This window comes from Staphylococcus xylosus (assembly GCF_002732165.1).
Lineage (GTDB): Bacteria > Bacillota > Bacilli > Staphylococcales > Staphylococcaceae > Staphylococcus > Staphylococcus xylosus.
This window is the reverse complement of record NZ_MRZO01000001.1, coordinates 284,616-308,444: the sequence shown is the minus strand read 5'-3', so window position 1 is coordinate 308,444 and position 23,829 is coordinate 284,616. Positions and strand designations below refer to the sequence as shown.

27 protein-coding genes and 1 riboswitch are annotated in these 23,829 nt (G+C 31.0%); all 27 genes read right to left on the bottom strand.

The window, feature by feature from the left end:
• Positions 1-6 precede the first annotated feature (6 nt).
• A riboswitch (glycine riboswitch) is annotated at positions 7-113 on the bottom strand.
• Positions 110-610, bottom strand: a complete 501-nt coding sequence (locus BTM19_RS01555) for a shikimate kinase (RefSeq protein ID WP_037557022.1) — start codon at positions 608-610, stop codon at positions 110-112. Its footprint overlaps the riboswitch before it by 4 nt.
• A 179-nt stretch (positions 611-789) precedes the next feature.
• A complete protein-coding gene (gene comGF / locus BTM19_RS01545; protein ID WP_038678554.1) occupies positions 790-1,233 on the bottom strand; it encodes a competence type IV pilus minor pilin ComGF in 444 nt (147 codons plus the stop codon).
• Positions 1,205-1,504 carry a hypothetical protein gene (locus BTM19_RS01540; protein ID WP_029377194.1) on the bottom strand — a complete coding sequence of 100 codons (300 nt, stop codon included), beginning with the start codon at positions 1,502-1,504 and terminating at the stop codon, positions 1,205-1,207. Before BTM19_RS01540 ends, comGF begins: the two co-directional genes overlap by 29 nt.
• Positions 1,491-1,934, bottom strand: coding sequence for a competence type IV pilus minor pilin ComGD (gene comGD, locus BTM19_RS01535; protein ID WP_231495828.1), 444 nt, complete (start codon positions 1,932-1,934; stop codon positions 1,491-1,493). The genes BTM19_RS01540 and comGD overlap by 14 nt, the downstream gene beginning before the upstream one ends.
• On the bottom strand, positions 1,915-2,232 hold the full coding sequence (gene comGC / locus BTM19_RS01530) for a competence type IV pilus major pilin ComGC (protein WP_029377192.1): 318 nt from the start codon (positions 2,230-2,232) through the stop codon (positions 1,915-1,917). Before comGC ends, comGD begins: the two co-directional genes overlap by 20 nt.
• 19 nt (positions 2,233-2,251) lie before the next feature.
• Complete coding sequence (gene comGB, locus BTM19_RS01525) at positions 2,252-3,319, bottom strand: competence type IV pilus assembly protein ComGB (protein WP_051664335.1); 1,068 nt, start codon at positions 3,317-3,319, stop codon at positions 2,252-2,254.
• The gene (comGA, locus tag BTM19_RS01520) at positions 3,291-4,265 is read right to left on the bottom strand and encodes a competence type IV pilus ATPase ComGA (protein ID WP_038678556.1); all 975 of its coding nucleotides are present in this window, start codon (positions 4,263-4,265) and stop codon (positions 3,291-3,293) included. Before comGA ends, comGB begins: the two co-directional genes overlap by 29 nt.
• A 98-nt stretch (positions 4,266-4,363) precedes the next feature.
• Positions 4,364-4,987 (bottom strand): MBL fold metallo-hydrolase, encoded by a 624-nt coding sequence (locus BTM19_RS01515; protein ID WP_029377189.1) that lies wholly within the window; start codon positions 4,985-4,987, stop codon positions 4,364-4,366.
• Between the two features lies 1 nt (position 4,988).
• Positions 4,989-5,312, bottom strand: coding sequence for an MTH1187 family thiamine-binding protein (locus tag BTM19_RS01510; protein ID WP_029377188.1), 324 nt, complete (start codon positions 5,310-5,312; stop codon positions 4,989-4,991).
• On the bottom strand, positions 5,312-6,298 hold the full coding sequence (locus tag BTM19_RS01505; protein ID WP_029377187.1) for a glucokinase: 987 nt from the start codon (positions 6,296-6,298) through the stop codon (positions 5,312-5,314). The genes BTM19_RS01510 and BTM19_RS01505 overlap by 1 nt, the downstream gene beginning before the upstream one ends.
• Positions 6,299-6,679: 381 nt before the next feature.
• Positions 6,680-6,877 carry a YqgQ family protein gene (locus BTM19_RS01500; RefSeq protein ID WP_029377186.1) on the bottom strand — a complete coding sequence of 66 codons (198 nt, stop codon included), beginning with the start codon at positions 6,875-6,877 and terminating at the stop codon, positions 6,680-6,682.
• Positions 6,861-8,318 (bottom strand): rhomboid family intramembrane serine protease, encoded by a 1,458-nt coding sequence (locus BTM19_RS01495; RefSeq protein ID WP_029377185.1) that lies wholly within the window; start codon positions 8,316-8,318, stop codon positions 6,861-6,863. Before BTM19_RS01495 ends, BTM19_RS01500 begins: the two co-directional genes overlap by 17 nt.
• Positions 8,319-8,329: 11 nt before the next feature.
• Positions 8,330-8,872, bottom strand: coding sequence for a 5-formyltetrahydrofolate cyclo-ligase (locus tag BTM19_RS01490; protein ID WP_029377184.1), 543 nt, complete (start codon positions 8,870-8,872; stop codon positions 8,330-8,332).
• A gap of 130 nt (positions 8,873-9,002) precedes the next feature.
• The gene (gene rpmG, locus BTM19_RS01485) at positions 9,003-9,152 is read right to left on the bottom strand and encodes a 50S ribosomal protein L33 (protein WP_002483181.1); all 150 of its coding nucleotides are present in this window, start codon (positions 9,150-9,152) and stop codon (positions 9,003-9,005) included.
• 122 nt (positions 9,153-9,274) lie between these two features.
• Positions 9,275-11,326: a peptidoglycan D,D-transpeptidase FtsI family protein gene (locus BTM19_RS01480; RefSeq protein WP_029377183.1), complete on the bottom strand. Its 2,052-nt coding sequence runs from the start codon at positions 11,324-11,326 to the stop codon at positions 9,275-9,277.
• Between the two features lie 122 nt (positions 11,327-11,448).
• Entirely contained in the window at positions 11,449-12,048 is a 600-nt protein-coding gene (locus BTM19_RS01475) for a superoxide dismutase (RefSeq protein WP_017724588.1), read from the bottom strand.
• Positions 12,049-12,300: 252 nt separating this feature from the next.
• Positions 12,301-12,720, bottom strand: coding sequence for a Fur family transcriptional regulator (locus BTM19_RS01470; protein WP_029377182.1), 420 nt, complete (start codon positions 12,718-12,720; stop codon positions 12,301-12,303).
• On the bottom strand, positions 12,710-13,570 hold the full coding sequence (locus tag BTM19_RS01465; protein WP_099265709.1) for a metal ABC transporter permease: 861 nt from the start codon (positions 13,568-13,570) through the stop codon (positions 12,710-12,712). Before BTM19_RS01465 ends, BTM19_RS01470 begins: the two co-directional genes overlap by 11 nt.
• Positions 13,567-14,340 (bottom strand): metal ABC transporter ATP-binding protein, encoded by a 774-nt coding sequence (locus tag BTM19_RS01460; protein WP_029377180.1) that lies wholly within the window; start codon positions 14,338-14,340, stop codon positions 13,567-13,569. Before BTM19_RS01460 ends, BTM19_RS01465 begins: the two co-directional genes overlap by 4 nt.
• Before the next feature lie 220 nt (positions 14,341-14,560).
• Positions 14,561-15,451 carry a deoxyribonuclease IV gene (locus BTM19_RS01455; protein ID WP_029377179.1) on the bottom strand — a complete coding sequence of 297 codons (891 nt, stop codon included), beginning with the start codon at positions 15,449-15,451 and terminating at the stop codon, positions 14,561-14,563.
• A gap of 9 nt (positions 15,452-15,460) precedes the next feature.
• Positions 15,461-16,801 (bottom strand): DEAD/DEAH box helicase, encoded by a 1,341-nt coding sequence (locus BTM19_RS01450; RefSeq protein ID WP_099265708.1) that lies wholly within the window; start codon positions 16,799-16,801, stop codon positions 15,461-15,463.
• Positions 16,802-17,077: 276 nt separating this feature from the next.
• A complete protein-coding gene (locus tag BTM19_RS01445) occupies positions 17,078-18,181 on the bottom strand; it encodes a Nif3-like dinuclear metal center hexameric protein (protein WP_029377177.1) in 1,104 nt (367 codons plus the stop codon).
• Positions 18,182-18,859 carry a tRNA (adenine(22)-N(1))-methyltransferase gene (locus BTM19_RS01440; protein ID WP_029377176.1) on the bottom strand — a complete coding sequence of 226 codons (678 nt, stop codon included), beginning with the start codon at positions 18,857-18,859 and terminating at the stop codon, positions 18,182-18,184.
• 201 nt (positions 18,860-19,060) lie between these two features.
• Positions 19,061-20,167 carry an RNA polymerase sigma factor RpoD gene (rpoD, locus tag BTM19_RS01435; protein WP_017724596.1) on the bottom strand — a complete coding sequence of 369 codons (1,107 nt, stop codon included), beginning with the start codon at positions 20,165-20,167 and terminating at the stop codon, positions 19,061-19,063.
• Positions 20,168-20,297: 130 nt separating this feature from the next.
• The gene (gene dnaG, locus BTM19_RS01430) at positions 20,298-22,082 is read right to left on the bottom strand and encodes a DNA primase (RefSeq protein ID WP_029377175.1); all 1,785 of its coding nucleotides are present in this window, start codon (positions 22,080-22,082) and stop codon (positions 20,298-20,300) included.
• 46 nt (positions 22,083-22,128) lie between these two features.
• Positions 22,129-22,950, bottom strand: a complete 822-nt coding sequence (locus tag BTM19_RS01425) for a pyruvate, water dikinase regulatory protein (protein ID WP_029377174.1) — start codon at positions 22,948-22,950, stop codon at positions 22,129-22,131.
• 13 nt (positions 22,951-22,963) lie between these two features.
• On the bottom strand, positions 22,964-23,596 hold the full coding sequence (locus BTM19_RS01420) for a helix-turn-helix transcriptional regulator (protein WP_029377173.1): 633 nt from the start codon (positions 23,594-23,596) through the stop codon (positions 22,964-22,966).
• Positions 23,597-23,829: the final 233 nt, after the last annotated feature.

Below are 23,829 nucleotides of genomic sequence, written 5' to 3'. Positions count from 1 at the left end.
GGAATGCGTCACAGTATTATCCTTTTGCCTGAGAGTTTCGTTAAACTTGCACCTTCGGCGATGGACTAAAGTTATATATAATATAACCAACCATTCTCTCCAATACTGATCATTCGCAAACAATCTCTTCCATAATCTCACTTTGTAATGAGTGAAGAGATTTACTGCTATTTAATTTTATGAATGCGATTTCATTATATCTTGAAACCCTTGAGGAATACAAGCTTTTTAATTCAAAAAGAGATTTATTGTTTGCATTAGGTCTATTGCTATCATTTTTAATTCTATTGTAAACAATATTTAAGTCGCAATCTAACCATATGACTCTCCTTTGTAGTTTTAAAAAGTCTAACGTTTGATCGCTTTCAATGATACCTCCACCGGTCGAAATAATATGATAATAGTTTATACATTCTTTTAGATACTTATATTCTAATTCTCTAAAGCCCGTTTCACCTATTTGTTCAAATATATCTGGGATAGATTGATTTTCTTGTTCAACAATGTACGCATCTAAGTCAACGTATGATAGCTGATTATGCTTTGAAAGATATTTACCTAATGTTGTCTTACCAGTTCCCATAAATCCGATTAATATCAATGGCTCCATTTTAATGTTATTCAAAAATATCTTCCTTTTTTAAAAATAAATTAATTTGATTTTCATAATATTTCTCTATGTTATCTAAAGTTTTTAATTGTATACCAATTTGAATTACATAAATTGTAATTATAGATAAATATAGCATAAATACCACCAACACAAAAGGATAGATGTATGCTTTTCTGTTAAATATATAATTGTCTTTCATAGTAGTTCCCTTTTTCAATTATGTTTAAATTAACTTTCAACGTTTCATAATTTATAATATTAAATTCTACAGACTTCACATTATTTAATATAGTTATATTTCCATTACCGTTAACACTTTTGATTATCTTGTTGTTTTTGTATTCATAAACAATATCTTTATCATTATTTTTTATTACTATTTTATTCTTGCGTATGCCATTTTCTATAATTCGAGAATTTTTTTCTAATAAATCACGTGTTAAATCAACAGCAAAAAATTCTAGGTCTAGATTGGATTGAGTTGCTAAACGCGTTTCGATAAAGTGGGTTGTTTTAAATAATGCAGGCAATATTGTAAAGATTAATATAGTAATAAATAGTGCAAATAATACTTCGATATACGTAAATGCTTTAAATCTTTTTACCATAGCATTTTTCATATTTAGTTCCTTTTCTTTTTATGCAAAGTTTTTGATTGCTTAGTTGCAAATGATAAATATCTAAATCTAATCCGTTTTTCAGAGCTGGTTTATCATAATGGCATAATGAGTTTAATATAACCCTTTTCATCTCTATTTCGATTGTTTTATTTTCTATTTCTTTTGAAAGTTGTAACATCAGAGGGATAAATATAATACATATTGAAGTTATTGTTGAAAAAGATAAAAGTGCATCTAAAAATAATGAGCCGTACAAATTATACTTTCTCATATCTTAAGCGTCCTTTTTCTATATGAAATATTATTCTATATAAAGTTTGATCAACACTTAGATATAACGAACCAAATTTGTTTACATCACCATTTTTATTGAAATTTATATAGTTTAAATTTGTGCGAGGATGTATATAGGTGTTTTGTGGTAAATCAAAAGTAGAATTCTGCATATATTGTTCTTTAACATGGACCTGTTTAGAATAATCATTGAATATTAATGTAATAGATTGTTGGTCTTTGATTGCTTTTGATTTTAAGTAATTAAATTGCATTATTAAGTTACTTATCTTTGAATGTGGTGACGTTAAGTCATTTTTGATATAAGAAAATCTTTGCATTTGTAAAAAAATAAGCGAACTTATTATACTCAATACAAATAGCATTTCAACATAAGTAAATGCTTTACTAATTTGCAACTGCTTCACCATCATTTATCGATATTAAGGCGCCTGACTTACATTGTTTTTGGTTCTCTTTGATATAACCTTCGTTGACGAGTTCGTCCATAGTAGTTGGCTTCTTATTGAACTTCAAACTATAAGCTTCAATTTGACTATCTACCATTTTGAGTTGCGCTTCACAACTAGTTGTTTGTATGTGTGAGGATTGTTTAGCTATATTAGGTATTATTAGTATTAATAACAAACTTATTATTAATAAAACCAATAGCATTTCAATGAGTGTAAATGCCTTTTTGTTAAACTTATTTTTAAAATTATTCATATATTATTAAACCCTCATTTCATTTTATTGTTTGCATTAAATCAAACATTGGTAACATGATAACTAAATATAGTGACACAATCATAATAGCTATTACTAAAAATATACATGGCTGTATAAATTTGATAATGAATTGCATTGATTGTTGAATTTTATCAATAATAATTTCACTATATAATTTTAATTCAACTTCAAGCCGTCCTTTTTTCTCACCTTCTTCTATAAAAATAACTAATTCCCTTTCAAAACATGATAATTTTGTTAAAATTTCACTCAATTTCAAACCTTTTTGTGTACCACTTGAGAGTGCATTTGCTAAATAATTTAAATAACTGTCATCTTTTTGCTCAGAATAAATGTCGACTATTTTTTGAAGGCTAATGCCATTTTTATAAAATAACGAGAACTCAGAAGATAAGCGAAAAGTTTTATAAAGCTTAAAGAACTTTGACACAATAGGCATTGATAACATTAACTTAAGTTTATAATGTATCGGGAGCTTTATATACAATAACCAGAATAGTACTAAGGTTAATAGAATAACAAGAAGCAAATACCATATGAAAGAAGGCAGATTTAATATTATAAAAGATAAGTCTCGCTGGACTGAGGATATTTCTACTCCCATATTATGATATAAATTTTGAAACTCTGGGATGATAGTATGATTAATAATAATTAGCATAATGATAAATATAGAAAGTAAAAGTAAAGGATATTGTATTGTTTTAAATAAACGCTTCTTAATCTTATAATTACGTAATAAATATTCTTGAGCATGAGGTAAAGTGTCTGTTAAATCACCAAACATCTCGGCAAAATATATTAACATAATAATTGATTTTGGATACTTTAGTAATTTAAGAATTTGAGAACAATATGCACCATGTTGTAATTCTGCTTTAATCAATAATTTGGTTTCTAGCGACCTAATCTTAGTATGCTGAAGTAAGAAATCAAATGAATCACTTAAAGTAAAACCATGTTCTAGTAAGTCTTTTAGCTTTGATAGTAACCTAATTTTGTCCTTTTCGCTTAATACTGCATAAGAATAAAATTTAGAGATAACGTTCCATTGATGTTTCACATATCATCCCCTCTTTTGACATTTTATTTAGTTTATAAGATAAGTTATGAAATTCTTTGGGTAATGTATAGCTATTTTTAAAGAAGTGATAAACATCTTCTTTAGTTATCTGTTCATATACAAGCTCTCTTTCACCTTTTACGTTAGTAATAAGCCTTTGATTTAATATGCTAGTGATTGATTGTATGAGTTGTTGAACCGTTATCCCCATTTCTAGCAGTCTTAAAATAACTCCTTTGCAATTACTAGCATGAATTGTCGAAAGTACTAAATGACCACTTAAACTGGCTTGTATGACATGTTTAGCTACGTTTGCATCTCTTATTTCTCCGATCAAGATAATATCTGGATCGCAGCGTAAAATAGCTTTAAAAGAAGTTTCATAATTTATCCCTGCCTTTTCATTTAAAGATATTTGAGTTATGCCATTTATTAATTGTTCAACGGGTTCTTCAATTGTAATTATATTTAAATTTAAGTTCTCTTTAGCATAAGATAACATGTGATACATTAACGTACTTTTTCCAGAGCCAGTAGGTCCACTTAATAAAATTAATCCTTGTTTTTTATTCATTAGATTATATAAATGCGTTATGTTCTGATTATTTTTATGCTTTTGAAAATATTGCGGAATAATCCTAATAACACAGCTTTCATTTCCTAGTGATAAAGGAAGCGTTGATATTCTAAGGAAGTAAATTTGTTTTAATTTATAAATATATCTACCACTCTGTGCAGCATTATGTTTAGAGACATCTAATCCAGCTTGGTATTTCATATAGGTTAATAATTTTAAATACGTATTTAATTGCAATGTTTCTATAGACTTCAAATCATCACGTATTCTAAATTTAATCATTACTTCTTTATCAGCGGGGATAAAATGAATATCTGATGCATCATTACTAATTGCCTTTTCAATCATACTATTAAACAATAGATTCAATAAAAAAACACCTCCTACATATGTACACGTAAGAGGTGTGAAAATTACTTTTATATTTGTATAGTAAATATCGATATAGAACTTTATTTACAATAAATTTACCCATATAAATAAGGATTCATTTGTTCATCTTCCACTGTAGTATATGGTCCATGACCTGGGAATAAAGGTAGATCATCATCTAATTCGAACAATTTATCTAATATTGAATTAACTAATGTTTCATGATCACCTTTATATAAATCTGTTCGACCTATACCTTGTTTAAATAATGTGTCACCAACAACAGCAAATTCATTAAAGACAAACGTTAAACTTCCAGGCGAATGGCCAGGAGTATGTAATACATTGAAATGAAAACCTGCAACATTTGCATCGCCTTCTTCTAATGGCTGTGGTTTAGCATTGCTAATAACATTAGGTAATCCATACTGTTTGAACTTTTCTGAACCGTTTTTATTTACATTTGTTAAGAAATCAAATTCCGATTTATGCATAAACACTGGCACATCGTATTTCTCAATAATGTCGTCTAAAGCGCCAATGTGGTCAAAATGACCATGAGTAAGTAATACGGCTACTAATTTTTTATTAATTTGATTTAACTTCTTAATAATCAAATCACTATCATTAGCAGGATCAACTAAAATAACGCTTGTATCATTCTCTATAAAATAGACATTTGTTTCGACTAAACCTAAAGATAGACTTGAAATTTTCATTCTAGTTGCCTCCGTCGTTTAAATATTTTTCTACAGCCTTCACTTTCTCGTTCATATTACGCGACTTATCTCGGCGATCATCAATTCTAATATTAGTACATACTCGACTTAGCCCTTTATCAAACGGTAATTCATGAATTGCTTGCACAACTTCAAATAAATCCTTTAAATCACCTTCAATTAATGTATTCATTGGCGTTAATTGATAATCAATTTTGCCCTGTGCTTTATATTCTTTTAATTTAGTTTGAATTTCAGCAATATATTTACTCACACTCGGTCCTTCTGTCCCGACTGGTATAACAACTACATCTACGATAGCCATTATTTAACACCATCCTTTTCAATAATATAAGTATAAATTAACCCTGCAGCACCCGTAATACCTGCATCGTTCCCTAGTTGAGCTTGAACAATTTCAGTGTTTTGTTGAGCAGGTGTAAATGTTAAATTGTGATATTCTGTTTTAATATTTTCAATTAGTATCAGCCCTGCAGTAGACATACCGCCGCCTAAGACAATATATTTTGGATTACTTGTAACGCTGACAATACTGCATAAATAAGCGATATAATTAGCAACTCGTTCTGTTATAAAAATACAGAATTGGTCACCAGCTTTTGCAGCATCAAAAACTGCTTTTGCACTTACTTTATTATCTTTGATTAATTGTAAAATTGAAGATTTAAATGTTAATTTAGGATAATAAAAATTAACCAAGTTTACGACACCCGTAGCAGATGCCACAGTTTCTATACAACCGGATTTTCCGCAGTTGCATTTGAAGCGTTGATCATGATCTACTCTGAAGTGCCCAATCTCAGCTCCAGAACCATTATGACCGTGCACGATTTCACCATTTGAAATAATGCCACCGCCTAAGCCAGTACCAAGTGTAATAGCGACTACATCGTCTGCACCATTTCCTGCGCCTTTGTGTTTTTCACCTAAAGCGGCCACGTTTGCATCATTATCAACATAAACTGGACAATCTACAAATTGTTTGAAAATATCCCTTACATTTACTGTGCCTTTCCAGTATAAGTTAACCGCTCCGTTTACTTCTCCCGTTTCAAAATTCACAGGTCCAGGCACACCAATTCCAATACCTAAAACATCTGAAAAAGTGTTGTCTGATTTATCTATGTGCTGTATAAAAGAATCATATATATTTTTTAATAATAAATATCCAGTAGTATCTGAAGTATCTGTATCGATTGACCATTTTGATAAACGGTTAAGATTTTCATCAAAAATTCCTAGTTTACATGTTGTTCCACCAATATCTGCTGCTAATATAATTTTATTCATTTAATTTTCATCCTTCTCTGATTTATTAAAAGGGTGCACTTCCTTTAACTGTAGTTCAAAAAATCTTATATATCAAGGCATTTGGAGATTTTACACCAATAAGTATTCCAGATATTAAGACTTTTTGAATATTAACTTTATAAACCACTTAATATAGATTTATATTCCCTTATTTACATTTTAATCTTAATCAATTCTCAATTGCAATAATTATGAAACAACTTATCTAACAGTGCAAGATACTTGTAATTTATAGCAATTGCATGTTACAAAACATTGAGTTTAAGCTATTATCATAGTGCTTAGATAAAATTAAGATAAATAGTCATAATATAATATTTTAGGTCGAGACATTATTTTGTCTCGACCTCTTTTACAACTTTATTTACTTTTTCTTTGATTAATAATTAATCGGCAATTTAAATAATCGTCCTTTGAAATAAGACCAATATTGTATAGCGATTTTATTTCTTGTTCCATCATTTCATACATGTCTGCCTTATCTTTAAAATAAACGATAAATCCAAATTTCTTAAGGAGTTGCTGCACGTCATAAAATGTATTAATTTTCTGAATCACTATCATCGCTCAATTCTTTATTTAAATTAATATAATCATTGTTACTAGGATCGGATTTTAACGCAGCTTTTATGTACTTCTTGGCTTTATCTTTATTATCAAGGGATCTGTTTGCAATGGCTAATTGATAGTTTAAGAGCCCTGAGTTAGGGTGTTCTCTTAATCCTCTTTCCCATATTGCGATGCCTTCTGCTTTCGAATCTAACGTTGCTTTAATAAGACCATTTAAATAATAAGTTTCATCATCGGCGTAATTCTTATTAATAGTATGTTTTACCATATCTTTTGCATCATCATAATTCCCTTGTTTCATTTCATTTCTAATAATCGTGTTATATATATTATCTTCTTTAATTGTAAAAATTCTGATTTGAGCAGCTATGAATAAGATTAGTATTAATATTATTAGAAACCAGAAACGATTCTTATTTGTTTTAAAATAAAATCCTATTAATGTGATTAATAAACCACCAATGAAGCCGCCTATATGCGCTACAATATTCACGTTTTGCATAAACAGTGATAGTCCAATCATAATTAAAAGTACAATTAATAATTGTCCAATTAATTTACGATTAAATTGTTTATCTACATACATAAATGTAAAAATGGCTCCTATTAACCCAAATATAGCACCACTTGCACCCACGGAGACGGTATCTGTATTAAATGACAGCGATGCAAAATTACCGAATAAACCAGCAACAATATATATTACAGCCATTCTCCAATGGCCAACGATGGCTTCTACAATTTTCCCAAATATAAATAGGCTTAACATATTCATTAAAATATGCTCAAAATTATAATGTAAAAAGATAGAGGTTATCAATCTATACCATTCACCATGTACAACATTAAAATGAACCAGTCCACCTATATCTAATAATTTTAAATCTGAAAAACGATTTAAAAACAACGTCATAGCTAACCAAATTATAATATTAATTGCTATTAACGTGTATGTAACAGGAGCGAATTTAAGCATATGTTTTTCAATAGGATTATTATTAAGTGCACGTTGTTTATAGTATGATTTTGTGTGCTTAGTTTTACGATTATACACTTTTTTCACAAAGAAGTTTGGCATAATCCTTTCTACATGCCCTGCTTCTCTAATGATTTTAACTTTAAATTTAACTGGCTTAGTTTCATTTAAGTTCTCATCTGTAAACATTTTGTCTGTAAAAATATATAATTCATAATTCTTGGGTTTGAACCCTAAAAATGCAATAATATTATCTTGGTTTTCTTGGATTCGAGTTTTATCAAATCTAACATCTTGAGTTGAATTAGCACCATGTTTAAATATCACAATACTTTCTGATTTTTTATTTGCTAACCAAATTTCATCATAATCTTTATTAGTATGAACAACATGATAATTCAGATATTTAATCCAAGTATATATGCACTTCCAATAATGTTTCTCAATGATCATATTTGCCTCCATTATTTAGTTGTTGCTATGATTATTTTTTCGACGGGTTCATCATGTGTTTCTGGTTCAAACGAATTCATTTGGAAGTCATAAAGCAGACTAATAGTTGTTTGTTTATTATTACTTAAAAATTTATCGAAATACCCTCCACCATAACCAATACGATAACCAATATTATTAAATACGACACCAGGGACTACAACTAAATCTAAATTGTTGGTAATTTCAGTTTCTGTATTTACGTGGTTAATGCCTTTGTCATCTGGAGCAATGTGAGTTAAATCATCTACATGTTTAAATGTCATTTCCTTCGTTTGATAATTAGTTTCTGGAACAAAAACAGTTTTTCCGTCTTCTATCATTTGTTGAATGATGGGATATGTATTTACTTCATGTGGCATAGATAACACTATACCAATCCGTTGTGATTGTCTGTATTCATCTGTATTGAAAAAGTGATCACTTAGATATTGATCTGCCTCTTGCTTATTCTTTTGTTTCATAAATTGTTTCATTAAATTAATAGTTTTTTGACGCAAAGTTCTTTTTGACATTATGAACACCTTCCCGTAATACATACTTTTATTATTATAACGTTTAAAATTTATAATGTCATTCAACTGCTTTTTAAAATATGCGAAAAAATAACCAGATTCTAGACAAGAATCTGGTTTAAAATATTAATTATTTTGTTTCACGGTGCATAGTGTGTTTGTTGTCACGAGCACAGTGTTTTTTCATTTCTATACGTTCAGGATTAGTACGTTTATTTTTTGTAGTAATGTAGTTTCTTTCTCCACATTCTGTACAAGCTAGAGTTACGTTTACGCGCATGCTAATTCCTCCTTACCTTTTCAAAATACGACCTATTAATCATACCATTTAGTTATAAAATTGAAAAGTATTATTTTTCAATAAAGACGACTATATCAGTATTTATAACAAAATCGCTTCTTTTATTTTTCAGCTCGTTCTTTAAAGTAATAGTTTATAACATCTCTACCTAAATCTCCACCATTTAACCACGGTTCTGGAACTGGTTGATTTGTATACACTATTGAGAATGCAAGTTTAGGATCCTTAATTGGTGCATATCCAACATATGTTGAATTTACTCTTGATTCACCGTTTTGGAAAACCTCGGCCGTACCTGTTTTACCTGCTGATGGAACTTCGGTATCATTAAAACTTTGATAGCCTGTACCAGGTTTTTCATTAAATGCCATCTTAAACCCATCTTGAATTTGTTTAATTTGCTCTCCTGAGTTATTCACTCTGTTAAGCACTTTACCCTTAACCTTCTCTTTGACAGGACCTAAAGTATCTTTATTTGTTGCCTGTCTAATTTCTAAGCCAATATGTGGTTGAACTCTATAACCATTATTACCAATCGTAGAAACGTATTGTGACAATTGTAGAGGCGTATACGTATCATATTGCCCGATTGCTAAATCAAGGAAATTACCTGGATTATCAGTTAATGGTTCAATTTGTCCATTTGTTTCATTTGGTAAATCGATACCTGTTTTAACGCCAAGTCCTACTTGATTCAATCCTTTACGTAACTTTTGACCTGCCTCTGAAATATCATTTGGTAATGTCATATTTGCTGAATATGGAGATCCAGCCATCTTCAAGGCTGTCTTGAACATATAAACGTTAGATGAGTGCATGAGTGCTTCTTTATCGTTTATCGTTTTTCTACCATCTTGGTTAAAGTAAGAGCGTTTTGTTAGACCGCCAGCAAATTTTAGTGGTTCATCGACCATTTGATCACCAACATTAATTGCATTATTTTGATACCCCGCTAATAAAGTACCGCCTTTTACAGATGAGCCAACAGCAAATTGTGATGTAAATGTACCTATATCATAATCTGTTAAATCACCGTTCTTGTCTATTTGCTTACCAGCCATAGCTAAAATATCGCCGTTATTTGGATTTTGAACAACAATTAATGCATTATCCATATCTTTAGCGCCTTCACTACGCAGTTTAGATATTTGTTTCTCTAAGTATTCTTCGGTTTTCTTCTGTAAATCGATGTCAATGCTTAATACTAAATCGTCTCCGCGAGAACCTGGATTAACCACTTTGGAATCAATGACTTCACCTGATTTATCAGTAGTATATTTCATTTCTTTCTTTTTACCTTTTAAAATGTCATCATATTGATATTCCAGATATGATTTTCCGACACGATCATTACGAGAATATCCTTTAGCCAAGTATTGCTCAGTTAGTTCTTTAGGAATACCTTCTTCAGTCGTAGATACATCTCCAAAGATACCTCTTAATGTATCACCATTAGGATATTTTCTATCCCAATCCATTGTCGTATTTACACCTGGCAGATCAGATAATTTTTGTGATACCGCAGCGTATTCTTCGTCAGTCACATCTTCATTTTTAATCATTTGTGGATCAAGCGCTGAACCAGACATCATTTCTCTATAAATCGCTAACACTTGCAAATCTTTATCACTTAATGTGTTTATTTGCTTTTTGCCGATTTTTTTATATAGAGCTTCGTCATAGTCATCTTGTGAAATACTTCCGTCATCTAGCAATGCTTGTTCACTTTGCATTAATGTTCTCGCTTTATTAGGATGTAATTGAAGCCAATAGTCTTGTTTATCTCGATCTGTTATTTTATCAGTATCCATTTTAATTAATTCAGATAGATCTTTTGCAATCTTTAAAACTTCTGTTTGCGAAGTTTTTCTACCACGCGCATATGTAATCGCTTTTTTAGAAGCGTTATCAACAAGAACTTTGCCATTTCTATCTAATATACGCCCTCTCGGTACGGCTTCATTAACTGTTAAATTTTCGCTATTTTTTATCAGTTGTTTATAATGAGAACCTTGTGCAATTTGTAAATAACCTAACCTTAAGACAACTACTGCAAAAATAAATACAATCACACCAAATATAAAACTAATTCTTTTATTCATTGTATTTCTAATTTTTTCATCATTTGACTTTTCTTTTAATCTTTTTAACAAAACAGCATACCTCAATTCAAAAGTTCTCACTATAAATGATATATGAAATTAGCGAATATTTCTATTATTTTAGTTAAAAAAAATGACGACCTAGTAAAAGGCCGTCATATTCGCTAGCTCAATTATTTAGCAGCGTTATATAATTCGTCAACTTTTTCCCAATTTACTACGTTCCAGAATGCACTAATATAGTCTGGACGTTTGTTTTGGTATTTAAGATAATAAGCGTGTTCCCAAACATCTAATCCTAAGATAGGTGTTTTACCTTCAGTAATTGGATTGTCTTGGTTAGGTGTAGTAACGATTTCTAAGTTACCGTTATTAACTACTAACCAGGCCCAACCTGAACCGAAACGTGCTGCTGCTTTGTCTGCAAATTCTTCTTTAAATGCATCTAAAGAACCCCATTGTTCTTTAATTTTATCAACAACAGTACCTTTTTCTTCTGAGTTTGGAGTTAATAATTCCCAGAATAATGAGTGGTTTAAATGTCCACCGCCATTATTGCGAACAGCTGTTTGAATATTTTCTGGAACACTGTCTAGATTTGCAACAATTTCTTCAATTGATTTAGATTCTAAATCAGTTCCTTCTACTGCTGCGTTTAATTTAGTTACATAAGTGTTATGGTGTTTGCCATGGTGAATTTCCATTGTTTGTTGATCAATGTGTGGTTCCAATGCATCAAAACCATAAGGTAAGTTTGGTAATTCAAAAGCCATAAATAATCATCCTCCTAATTAATCTTTAAATAAAGCATAACAATTAATTATTATAACAACAATTAATCTGCTTAAAGTTTAATTGAAAAGTTATTGAATAATATTTGTCATCTTTAGTTACTCTACTAGTATATCTCAAATTGAGCTTATTTAAACATGTTTAAGCAACAATTTTAAAAATTCAATTTAAATCATACGAATGACCTATGATTTATGGCAAATAAATTGTATTTTGAATATTTTTTGTACATATTACATTCTAGCTTGCTGACAAGTTTCACACACACCATAAACCTCTAATTTATGTTTATGAATATCAACTTTAGGAAGGAACGCTTTAATTTGTTCAATAGGACAAAAATCGATTACTTTTGTATCGCCACATGATTCGCATATAAAATGATGATGATGATGATCTGTGCAAGCAATTCTAAATTTCATTTCTCCATCTAATTCTGTACCTTCAACAATACCTAAATCTTTAAATAAATGCAAATTACGATAAATTGTATCGAACGATATACCAGGGAAATTTTTATCCATCTCCTGTTGGATTAATTTAGCATTGATATATTTATCTTCAGAGACAAATATATCAAGCATTTCACGTCTTTTATTTGTATATTTATGACCGTGATCTTTAATGATACTAATAGCCTCTTCAGTTTTCATCGTTAGCATCTCCTTTTATTGTTCGTATTTTAAATTTCTGATACATCATCGCAATAGCGAGTATGAGTACAAGTAATACTACAATTACACCACCAGGTGATATATTCATATAAAACGCTAATACGAGTCCTCCAATAACTGAAATTTCTCCAATAACAACACTTAAAATGATTAACTGTTTAAAACCTTTTGTGAGTCGCATTGAAATCGCAACAGGTAACGTGATTAATGCACTCACTAATAAGATACCTACTACACGCATAGATGCAGATATAACCATTGCTACAATAATAATAAATATAAATTGAATCCATTTAGGTATTCCTATTACTTTACTATATTCTTCATCAAAAGATAATATAAATAATTCTTTGTAAAAAAAAAGTATAAATACAAGAACAATGATGACAATTACAATAATTGTAATTAGGTCGCTGAAAGTTACTGCACTGATAGAACCGAACAATAACCCTACAATTTCTTGGTTGAAGCCATCTGCCAAAGAAATAAATATTGCACTTAACGCAATACCAGCACTCATAATAATTGGAATAGCAATTTCTTGATAATTACTGTAAGAAGTTCTTAACTTTTCAATAAGCAATGCACCGATTACAGCATATAAAATACCAAACCACATTGGATTAATAAATGCCAATGTAGGTATTACCGTCACAACAAACATTCCAAAAGAAATTCCCCCAAGTGTGACATGGCTTAACGCATCTGCAATCAATGATAGTCTCCTAACAACAATAAAAGCACCGATTAATGGTGCGATTAAACCGATGAGCAGGCCACTTGCAAGTGAATATCTCATAAAATCAAAATTTAGCAAGGCTTCAATCATGATGAACAACACTCCCTACTATGTTGATGATCAACAAATTGGATAGGATGTCCATAAATTTTTGATATTTCAACTTCGTCTAATGATTTAAAATCTTCAGTTGTACCATGAAAATGTAAATGCTTGTTCAAGCACGCAACTTCAGTTGCCGTATCTGCAACGACCCCAATATCATGTGTAACAAGTATGATGGTAACACCTTCTTGCTTTAGTGTCTCCAAAGTCTCATAAAACTCACTCACATGCTTTGCATCAATACCACTAGTTGGTTCATCAAGAATGAGTACAGACGGTTCACTGATTAACGCACGTGCAATTAACACTCGTTGTTGTTGTCCACCGGATAATTCGGCTATGTTTTTGTCGATTAAATGTTCAATGTTAAGTCGTGACAAAACAGTTTTCACACTTTCTTCATCATTTCTATTAAACCATTGAAATAGTTTCTTCCGCTTAGTAAGCCCGCTGATAACGACTTCTTTGACGCTAGCAGGAAACCCTGCTTTGAACGCTTGTGCTTTTTGGGAAACATAACTAATTTTTAGTAAAGACTGATTTCCATTATAGTCTTTGCCATCAACATAAATTTGGCCTTTTTGAATTGGTAATAAGCCCAGTATGATTTTTAGTAAAGTTGACTTCCCGGCACCATTTGGTCCTACAATTGCAACAAATTCTCCTCGATTAATTTTAATGTTTATATTTTCAAGTACTTGTTTGTTGTCAAAATAATAATCTATATTTTTTAATTCGAATACTGGCGTAGACATGTTTTCACCTCGTTCTATACTATACAATGAGATATTAATTATGTAAATAGTAATGTTTACGAATTAACAAAAAAAGAGCAACGTGCAAATTCTAAGTAGATCATTAGAATTCACATATTACTCTTTACCGTTCCTACCGAATAAACTCCTAACAATTTTTTATATTGTTTAAAAGGATTAATAACTCCCTTTAGAAATAATCGTTTATTCAGAAACATTATTATTGATTTAAAATTTTATTCTTCAAATCAGGATCAAATTGTTGTTGTTTTAACATTTCAATTTCTAATTTATATGGAGGTTTTTTGTTCTTTTTATCTTCACCAACATAAGGTGTTTCTAAAATTTTGGGAATTTCTTTAAAAGTATCGTGATGCACAATATAGTTAAGCGCATCAAATCCAATATAACCAAATCCGATATTTTCATGTCTATCTTTATGTGCACCAATATCATTTTTACTGTCATTTACATGTACGACTTTAATTCTATCGACACCTATAATTTTATCAAATTCATTTAAAACACCATCGAAATCTTCTTTTACGTTATAACCAGCATCATGTGTATGACATGTATCAAAACAGACTGATAATCTTTCATTATTTTCTACGCCATCAATAATTCTAGCTATTTCTTCAAAGTTTCTGCCAATTTCAGAACCTTTACCAGCCATTGTTTCTAATGCTATCCTAACATCGTTATCATTCGTTAAAACTTCGTTAAGACCTTCAATTATCTTTTTAATACCTGCATCTGTACCTTCGCCAACATGAGCACCTGGGTGTAAAACTATATCTTTTGCGCCTAGTGCTTGTGTACGTTCTATTTCACTTTGTAAGAACTCCACACCCAACTCAAAGACATGTGGTTTAACAGTATTAGCAATATTTATAATGTATGGTGCATGTACGACAATATTTGAAAGACCATGAGCTTTCATTACTTCATGACCTTTTTCAATATTTAATTCTTCGATAGGCTTTCTTCTAGTGTTTTGTGGTGCACCTGTATAAATCATAAATGTAGACTCACCAAATTTTTGTGCTTCTTCAGCTGAGCCTTCTAACATTTTTTTACCATTCATCGATACATGAGACCCTAATAACATAAAATTCACCTATCCTTTTCTATTTTTTCTTTCCTGTCTACTCTGTTGTTTGCTGAATTGTTTACGCTCTTTACGTTTTAAATCATCCAAATCACGTTTGAATTTTTTCTTATAACCAGGTTTGACTTTTTTCTTATTGCTTTTAACTTTATATTTTAGTTGATTTGTTAAATGATCATCTTTATTTTTACGTGATTGACGTAAATTATGAGCTTTAATGGCCTTTAACTCATCGTCTTTAATATCTACGTTTTCAAAATGATAGCCACGTTGTTCAATTAATGCAACATTATTTTCTTCATCAGGGCTATATAAAGTTATTGCAACGCCTTTATATTGTCCTCTACCAGTACGTCCTACGCGGTGTGTAAAGAAATCAATATCATTTGGTACATCAAAGTTAATCACATGACTTACGCCATCGATATCGATACCACGTGATGCTAAATCACTAGCTATTACGTATTGAAATTCTAAATTTCTAATACGTTTCATTTGTTGCTTACGTTCTCTAGGTGAAAGACCACCATGTATCATGCCTACTTTCAAACCAGCAGCATTAAGTTGGTTAGCTAATTCATCAGCACTGTCTCTGCTATTACAGAAAATGATACATAAATAAGGGTTTAGTATATCCATTAATTTTAAGGTCTTTTCTATTTTAGCTTCGCCTTTTGTTGGAATTAAATAGAATTCAATATTCTTTTTGTTCTTTTCTGTATTTTCAATTTCTACAAAATCAGGGTTTTCAAGATATTTATTTAAAAATGGATGTAAAGATTTAGGTATTGTAGCACTGAACACTGCAATATGCGCTTTCTCATCTAATCTTGTAGCAATGTAATCTACTTCATCCATTAGTCCTAAATCTATCATTAAGTCTGCTTCATCAATGACTAAATAGGATGCTAAGTGTACATGTAAATCCCCGTGTTTAGCTAAATCATTAATACGTGTAGGTGTACCTATGACAAGTTGTGGTTGATTCTTTGCACGACTACGATCTTTTTCAATATCTGTGCCACCTATGAATAATTTGACTGACACGTCTTCTTTAAATTTTGTTATATGGCTAGCAACATCAAAAAGTTGTTGTGCTAGTTCTCTTGTAGGAGCTACAACAATTGCTTGTGGTTCTTTATACTCTGTATCTATTGAATTGATTAACGGTAATAAAAATGCGTGGGATTTACCTGTCCCTGTTTGTGATTGGCCGATTAAGTTTACTTGTTTTATTATTTTTGGTATTACTCGGCTTTGAATTTCAGTCGGTTGATCAAAATTCAAATCTTTCACAGCATCAATCAGACTTGGTTCTAAATTAAATTTCTCAAATGGGTGATTTGCCATGTCTTGGCCTCCTTAAATCTTCATCTTATCTATTATAAAGCATTACTGTACAATTTTGAACTAAATTATTATATCAAGTTAAATAGGTAATTATTGCTATAAAATATTTGTGCTTAACAGTGTCAATATAAACTTATAGCAGTATTTTAATGACTCACTCTGAGAATGTTAACTATAATATATTCTGATTGTCAAAGGTTAATTGTATCTTAATTGTTATGCAATATTTCATATTAACGGCTGAAGCATTGTTTATGCCTCAGCCACAAAATGTTGTTACAAGTATTCAAATGGGTCTGTGTTTATCTCAGATGCTTCAATATTAAATATTTTGTCATCTTCATTCAGCCAATCTTCTAAAAGTTGGCACAATCCTTCTCTCATTACATATTCACTGTAGTGGTTAATATCTAATAAATTAACACCTGCGATTTTAGCGTCTAATGCGTCATGGTGTTTAATATCCCCAGTCACAAAGATGTCGGCACCTTTGTGACTAGCTGTATACTCAAATCCAATACCTGACCCACCGACAATAGCTACTGTTTCAATGTTTGCATTGAAATCGCCAGAGAAACGTACGCTTGGCATTTTTAATCGTTCTTTAACATGGCTCACAAATTTTTCCACTGTCATAACTTCATTAAGTTTGCCTATCATGCCTAAACCATAATTTGCTTGTTTTGTTAATTCTATAAAATCATAAACCGGTGTTTCGTATGGATGATGTTGTATTATTAAGTCTTGCGTTAAAGTTTTTTGCGTATGGTCGATCATAAATTCTAATTTATATTCTTGCACGTGAGAAATTTGACCTTTTTCACCAATATGTGGATCTGCATTATCTACCGGTTTAAATTGGCCTATGCCTGGGCTTTCGAAAAAGCAGTATCGATAATCTCCCTCTTGAGCAACGCCTGCTTCGCTTAATACATCTTTAAAATCGTTTAAGTTTTCTTCTGGAATAAATACTTGCACTTTGTAATAAGGTATAATTTCAGGGTTTAAAATCTGTTGCTTCTCTAAACCTAGTTTATCGGACAGCATCGAGTTCACACCTTTTGGATATACATCCAAATTAGTGTGTAATGCAATAAGGTTAACATCATGCTTGATTAGTTTACGTATGATTAGCCCGTATCCTTCTTGTTGAGTAATATTTTTTATCCCTTTAAAAATGAGAGGATGATGACAAATAATTGTATTATAGCCTTTATTTAATGCTTCATCAACGACCTCTTCAGTACAATCGAGTGCTGTCAATATTCCTGTTACTTTGTTAGCTTTATCACCAATTAATAAACCTACGTTATCCCATGATTCCGCTGTATTGAAAGGTACGTGTGTATTAATAGTTTTTAATAGTTCATCTATAGTCATTTATAACACCTCGTTAATTAGATCCAACTCATGATTAATTTCATCTAAACGTTTAGCATGTGTTTTAGGGTTTAAATTATTTTTTATCTTTAATAATGCTTCTTTTTCGCGTTGCCATTTCTTGTTAAATAAATCATTTTTATCTTTAACTAATTCAGGGCCAAATTTCAATTCTATTTGAGACATGGATGATTTTTTTTCGCAGTACTCAGCAACAATAATTTCATAGATATGTCCCTTTTCTTCCATGATTTCTTCAGCTATTATGCAATAATTTAATTCTGTAAGCTTAATTCTAATGGCACTTGACTGTATATTACTTTGTAACACCAATCTTGGTTTATTAAACAATTTATTGGCACCATCACTAATAATTTTAGCTATGAGAGGTCCCCCCATACCACATACTGTAATTGATGTTATAGCATCTCCATCTTGTATAACAGTTAACCCATCGCCTAGTCGTACATCGATATGCTGACTGAGTTGATGTTCACTCACATTTCGTTTAGAAGCATCAAAAGGTCCTTTAATGACCTCGCCTGCAATTGCTTTTTTTGTTAATTTGTTTTCTATAGCAAAAATAGGCAGATAAGCATGATCTGAACCAATATCTGCTAAATAATCTCCTTTAATATAATTACTTACTCTCTTTAATCTTTGATTTAATGGAATCATAAAAGTGCTCCTCTTTCAATATGTAAAAAAAGAGCGGAAGAGAAATCAAAATTTTCAATTTGATCTCGCATTCCCGCTCCCTGTATCACTCACTTGTTTTTAAAGCTATTAAATAGCATATCGTACACTTTCGTCAGCAATTGTACATAGAGACACATCACCGCTTATTTAAGGGATATTTGGTGTCTCAAGCACTAAAAATTAGTCCATAAAATCTTTTAGACGTTTACTTCTACTTGGATGTCTTAATTTTCTGAGTGCTTTTGCTTCTATTTGACGAATACGTTCTCTCGTAACACCAAATACTTTACCTACTTCTTCTAGTGTACGTGTTCTACCATCATCTAATCCAAAACGTAAGCGTAATACATTTTCTTCACGATCAGTTAATGTGTCTAATACATCTTCTAATTGTTCTTTTAACAGTTCATAAGCTGCATGATCAGAAGGACTTTGCGCTTCTTGGTCTTCAATGAAATCACCTAAATGACTATCATCTTCCTCACCAATTGGCGTTTCTAATGACACAGGTTCCTGAGCGATCTTCAGTATTTCTCTTACTTTCTCAGGAGGTAAGTCCATTTCTTCTCCGATTTCTTCAGGAGCAGGATCACGGCCTAAGTCTTGTAATAATTGTCTCTGAACACGGATTAACTTGTTGATTGTTTCAACCATATGAACAGGGATACGAATTGTACGGGCTTGGTCTGCAATGGCACGTGTAATCGCTTGACGAATCCACCACGTTGCATATGTTGAAAATTTAAATCCTTTATTAAAATCGAATTTTTCAACAGCTTTTATTAATCCCATATTACCTTCTTGAATAAGGTCTAAGAATAGCATGCCGCGTCCTACGTATCTCTTCGCAATACTAACAACGAGACGTAAGTTGGCTTCGGCTAAACGAGATTTTGCAACTTCGTCGCCTTGCTCAATTTTTTTAGCCAATTCAATTTCTTCTTGAGCGTTTAATAAATCTACTCGTCCAATTTCTTTTAAGTACATACGAACTGGATCATTTATTTTTACGCCTGGAGGTGCACTTAAATCATTTAAATTCAATTTAGAATCTTTATCAGAACTATCTTTTTCATTAACTAAACTAATGTCGTTATCTGTTAACTGATCAAATAGTTCATCCATTTGGTCAGAATCCATTTCGAAGTTTTGTAATTTTTCAGCAACTTCTTCATGACTTAGGTGCCCTTCTTTTTTACCTTTTTCAATTAATTGTTTTTTTACATCTTCTAAAGTTAGAGATGGGTCGATGGTTTGCTTTTTAACTTTAACTTTATTTCCAGACATGAAAAGGCCTCCCGAATATAATATCTACTTGATATCAAAAAATTTTATAGATAAAATTAGTAAAATCTACTCAAAACATTGTATCGTATACACATTAAGTGTTATAAACATACAGACAAATACATATTTTTCAATTCATTCTACTTTTATTATGAGTTACAATTTTTTCTAAATAATATTTTTGCAGTTCTAAATCACCCAATCTCGACGCTTCTCGAAGCTTTTGATTAAGTGATTCAATAGTTTCTTCATTTCTATTAGTTGTCAGTGTATTTATATAGTCATCAATTTCATGTTCAAAAGGTTCTTCATTTATCAAATAGTTATCTAATGATATAAATGCTTCTTTAATTTCATTGGAATCAATGTACTGTAATACATCACTAATATTAAACGTATCATTTTCAGAGTAAAACTCGTGTAAAACATTAAATATACGCTTAAAATATTCATTTGTAAAGTCTTCTAACTGAAGTAATTTATGATAATTTAAAAATGTGTCTTTATCATTCATAAAATGTTTAAGCAAAGCACGTTCTGCCTTCTCATTCTTATTTAAATTATTAAATTGTGGCACAGAAGGCACTCGATACTCTTGGGGTTGATAGTAATCTTGTTGCTGTCCTACTATATTATTTAGACTATCCAAGCTAACTTTAAACAATTCCGAAACTTCTTGCAATATCTTTTTCCGTAAAATAGTTGAACTCATATAAGAAATATCGTTGGTGATTTCCTTTAAATACCGTTCATATGATAAATCGTTATTTTCAATTTCATCTTGATGCGTATGCACTTTATAAATAATGAATGATTTTTTCTCATGTTCTACATAGTAATTGAAGGCTTCCACTCCATGCTTCCCGATATATTCATCGGGGTCCATGTCTTTAGGTAATTGCACTACAAATACATTAAAACCTTGTTGTAGCAGCATTTGTCCAGTTTTTAATGTAGCTTCCGTACCTGCGTAATCTCCATCAAACATCAAAGTAACATTAGTCGTTAACTTTTTAATAAATGCTACATGCTCTTGTGATATTTGTGTTCCCATGCTAGCAACAACTTGTTTAAGTCCAGCTTGGTCCGCTTTAATCACGTCCATAAAGCCCTCTAATAAAATTAATTCATCAGTTTTTCTGATAGATTTTCTAGCGTAATCAACGTTATATAGTAATCTACGCTTCTGAAATATTGGTGTCTCCGGACTATTTAAATACTTTGGTTCTTGGTTTGTATACGTTCTACCAGAATAACCAACAGTTCTTCCTTGCGCGTTAGTTAACGGGAACATAATACGATCTCTAAAACGGTCATAGTAACTAAAATTTTCCTCATTTCGAGATAACAACCCAGCTTCATATGCTAATTGAATATCATATCCTTTTTTCTTTAAAAAATCATGACAAAAATGTGAATTGTTTGGCGCATAGCCAATTTTTCTCGCATCGATTAGCGCATCAGTAAAACCTCGTTCTTTCAAATAATTCAATGCTGCTTCGCCTTCAACTGTTTTTTTCAGAGCATAATGATAATATTCTTGCATTAATTCATGCATTTCAATCATTTTCAAATCGTCTGATGCAACTTGATGTGAAACCTCTTGATTTGAATTTGAAGATTCTGTTTCAACTTTAATATCAACACGTTCTCCTAATTCTTTAACAGCATCAGTAAAGGAAATATCTTTTATTTCTTGCGTGAATTGAAAAACATTGCCCCCTTTTTTACAACCGAAACAGTGACAAATTTGCTTATCTTCTGACACGGTAAAGGACGGAGTCTTTTCATCATGAAAAGGACACAAACCTATATAATTGCGTCCTCTTTTCTCTAACTTCACATACTCACTAACCAAGTCAAGTATATCAGTTTTTTCTTTTATTTCATTTATTGTAGATTGTTCGATTCGCAAAATAATCACCTATTAAACATTAGTTACACTATTATAAATGTTTTATTTATTTTTTGAAACTATTTTGCTCTATAATACTAATAATATCATTTGCAGTTTCTTCAATCGCTTTATCAGAAACATCAATTACCGGACAGCCGATTCTTTCAACTAAATCATGGAAATAATTTAACTCTTCTTCAATACGCTGTTCCGTAGCATATCTAGCACTGTCCCCTAACCCAAGCTGCTTCAGACGTTCTTTACGAATTTTATTCAATTTTTCTTCGCTTATTTTTAAAGCTATACATTTAGATGAATCAATATTAAATAAATCGTCTGGTGGTGTAACCTCTGGAACAATTGGAATGTTCATAACCTTATAACTTTTATGTGCAAGGTATTGAGATAATGGGGTTTTTGAAGTTCTTGAAATCCCCAATAAGACAATATCTGCTTTTGATAAACCTTTCGGATCTTTACCATCATCATATTTAACTGCAAATTCAATTGCATCAATCTTTTTGAAATAGGCTTCATCTAATTGATGGACAAGTCCTGGTTCAAAATATGGCTGTTCATCAATTTTATCTAATAAAATATTCATTAATGGTCCCATGATATCTACAGATTTAATATCAAATTCACTAATTTTTGCTTCCATATATTTTCTTATTTCTGGTTTAACTAGTGTATAAACCACAATTGCTTCAGTATCTTTCGCAACAGAAATTACTTCATCTACGTTTTCTAGTGCTTCAATGTAAGGATATCTGCTGATTTCACTGTCACATTGATTCGGATTAAATTGTGAAATACAGGCTCTTGCTACTAGTTCTGCGGTTTCACCTACTGAGTCAGATGCGACTATTATTCTAATATTTTCCATTAATTAATACCACCTATTCATTTAATAATGATACAAAGATTTTAGTTATCGTTGTTTTAGAAATACGACCTTTAACTTCATATTTTCCATTTTCCTTTTTAACCACAATAGGTAAAGAATCGATTTCTTTTTCAATCATGAGATTAGCTGCATATATTACTCTTTCGTCTTCTAAAACGAAACTTAAATTAGGCATGCGTGTCATGATGATATTCACGGGCATCGTATGTATATCTTCCCCGATCATTGATGCTCTCAATAAATCTTTACGTGAACAAACCCCCATAAAATCACCGTTACTGTTAATTACAAAAAGTGTACTAACGTCTTCTAAAAATATAGTACATATCGCATCATATACAGTCATCTCACTTTTCACTACTACTGGGTGAGAAGCATAATCTTTAACTACATATTGTTTTAGTTCATCGGCTATTAATTTATTTTTTGGTTTCCCAGAATAATAGTAACCAACGCGTGGTCTAGCTTCTAAAATACCAGACATTGTTAAAATAGCTAAATCGGGTCTTAAAGTCGCGCGTGTTAAACTCAGCCGTTCAGCTATATGTTCACCAGTAATCGGGCCATTATTCTTCACAATTTCAACGATTTGTTGTTGCCTTTTACTTAGTTCTATAACGCTCACCCCTTTAATCAATTTATTTAATTATACATTGAATCTTAAATTGCTACAAATACATATATTTACTTGCTTATAAAGCATCAATACATTAAAATTAGATTTAAAGCGAGTTAAGGATAGTGAAAGCTTAACAAAGATTAATGGCTACAACTAAATGATTTGTAAAAGCGAGTGTTCACACTAACTTGGGTGGAACCGCGGGTTAACAAAAATTCAGTAAACAAACACATATTACA

What these genes read in the sequence shown, in the direction of transcription:
- BTM19_RS01455 (WP_029377179.1), bottom strand. Translation starts at nt 15,451, where the DNA reads ATGTTATTAGGGTCTCATGTATCGATGAATGGTAAAAAAATGTTAGAA.
- BTM19_RS01465 (WP_099265709.1), bottom strand. Translation starts at nt 13,570, where the DNA reads ATGATTGAAGCCTTGCTAAATTTTGATTTTATGAGATATTCACTTGCA.
- rpoD (WP_017724596.1), bottom strand. Translation starts at nt 20,167, where the DNA reads ATGTCTGGAAATAAAGTTAAAGTTAAAAAGCAAACCATCGACCCATCT.
- comGC (WP_029377192.1), bottom strand. Translation starts at nt 2,232, where the DNA reads ATGAATAATTTTAAAAATAAGTTTAACAAAAAGGCATTTACACTCATT.
- BTM19_RS01470 (WP_029377182.1), bottom strand. Translation starts at nt 12,720, where the DNA reads ATGAAAACTGAAGAGGCTATTAGTATCATTAAAGATCACGGTCATAAA.
- BTM19_RS01490 (WP_029377184.1), bottom strand. Translation starts at nt 8,872, where the DNA reads ATGTCAAAAAGAACTTTGCGTCAAAAAACTATTAATTTAATGAAACAA.
- BTM19_RS01445 (WP_029377177.1), bottom strand. Translation starts at nt 18,181, where the DNA reads ATGACTATAGATGAACTATTAAAAACTATTAATACACACGTACCTTTC.
- BTM19_RS01515 (WP_029377189.1), bottom strand. Translation starts at nt 4,987, where the DNA reads ATGAAAATTTCAAGTCTATCTTTAGGTTTAGTCGAAACAAATGTCTAT.
- BTM19_RS01460 (WP_029377180.1), bottom strand. Translation starts at nt 14,340, where the DNA reads ATGTCTACGCCAGTATTCGAATTAAAAAATATAGATTATTATTTTGAC.
- BTM19_RS01450 (WP_099265708.1), bottom strand. Translation starts at nt 16,801, where the DNA reads ATGGCAAATCACCCATTTGAGAAATTTAATTTAGAACCAAGTCTGATT.
- BTM19_RS01555 (WP_037557022.1), bottom strand. Translation starts at nt 610, where the DNA reads ATGGAGCCATTGATATTAATCGGATTTATGGGAACTGGTAAGACAACA.
- rpmG (WP_002483181.1), bottom strand. Translation starts at nt 9,152, where the DNA reads ATGCGCGTAAACGTAACTCTAGCTTGTACAGAATGTGGAGAAAGAAAC.
- BTM19_RS01505 (WP_029377187.1), bottom strand. Translation starts at nt 6,298, where the DNA reads ATGAATAAAATTATATTAGCAGCAGATATTGGTGGAACAACATGTAAA.
- BTM19_RS01475 (WP_017724588.1), bottom strand. Translation starts at nt 12,048, where the DNA reads ATGGCTTTTGAATTACCAAACTTACCTTATGGTTTTGATGCATTGGAA.
- BTM19_RS01540 (WP_029377194.1), bottom strand. Translation starts at nt 1,504, where the DNA reads ATGAGAAAGTATAATTTGTACGGCTCATTATTTTTAGATGCACTTTTA.
- BTM19_RS01510 (WP_029377188.1), bottom strand. Translation starts at nt 5,312, where the DNA reads ATGGCTATCGTAGATGTAGTTGTTATACCAGTCGGGACAGAAGGACCG.
- BTM19_RS01425 (WP_029377174.1), bottom strand. Translation starts at nt 22,950, where the DNA reads ATGGAAAATATTAGAATAATAGTCGCATCTGACTCAGTAGGTGAAACC.
- BTM19_RS01495 (WP_029377185.1), bottom strand. Translation starts at nt 8,318, where the DNA reads ATGATCATTGAGAAACATTATTGGAAGTGCATATATACTTGGATTAAA.
- BTM19_RS01440 (WP_029377176.1), bottom strand. Translation starts at nt 18,859, where the DNA reads ATGATTCCATTAAATCAAAGATTAAAGAGAGTAAGTAATTATATTAAA.
- comGF (WP_038678554.1), bottom strand. Translation starts at nt 1,233, where the DNA reads ATGAAAAATGCTATGGTAAAAAGATTTAAAGCATTTACGTATATCGAA.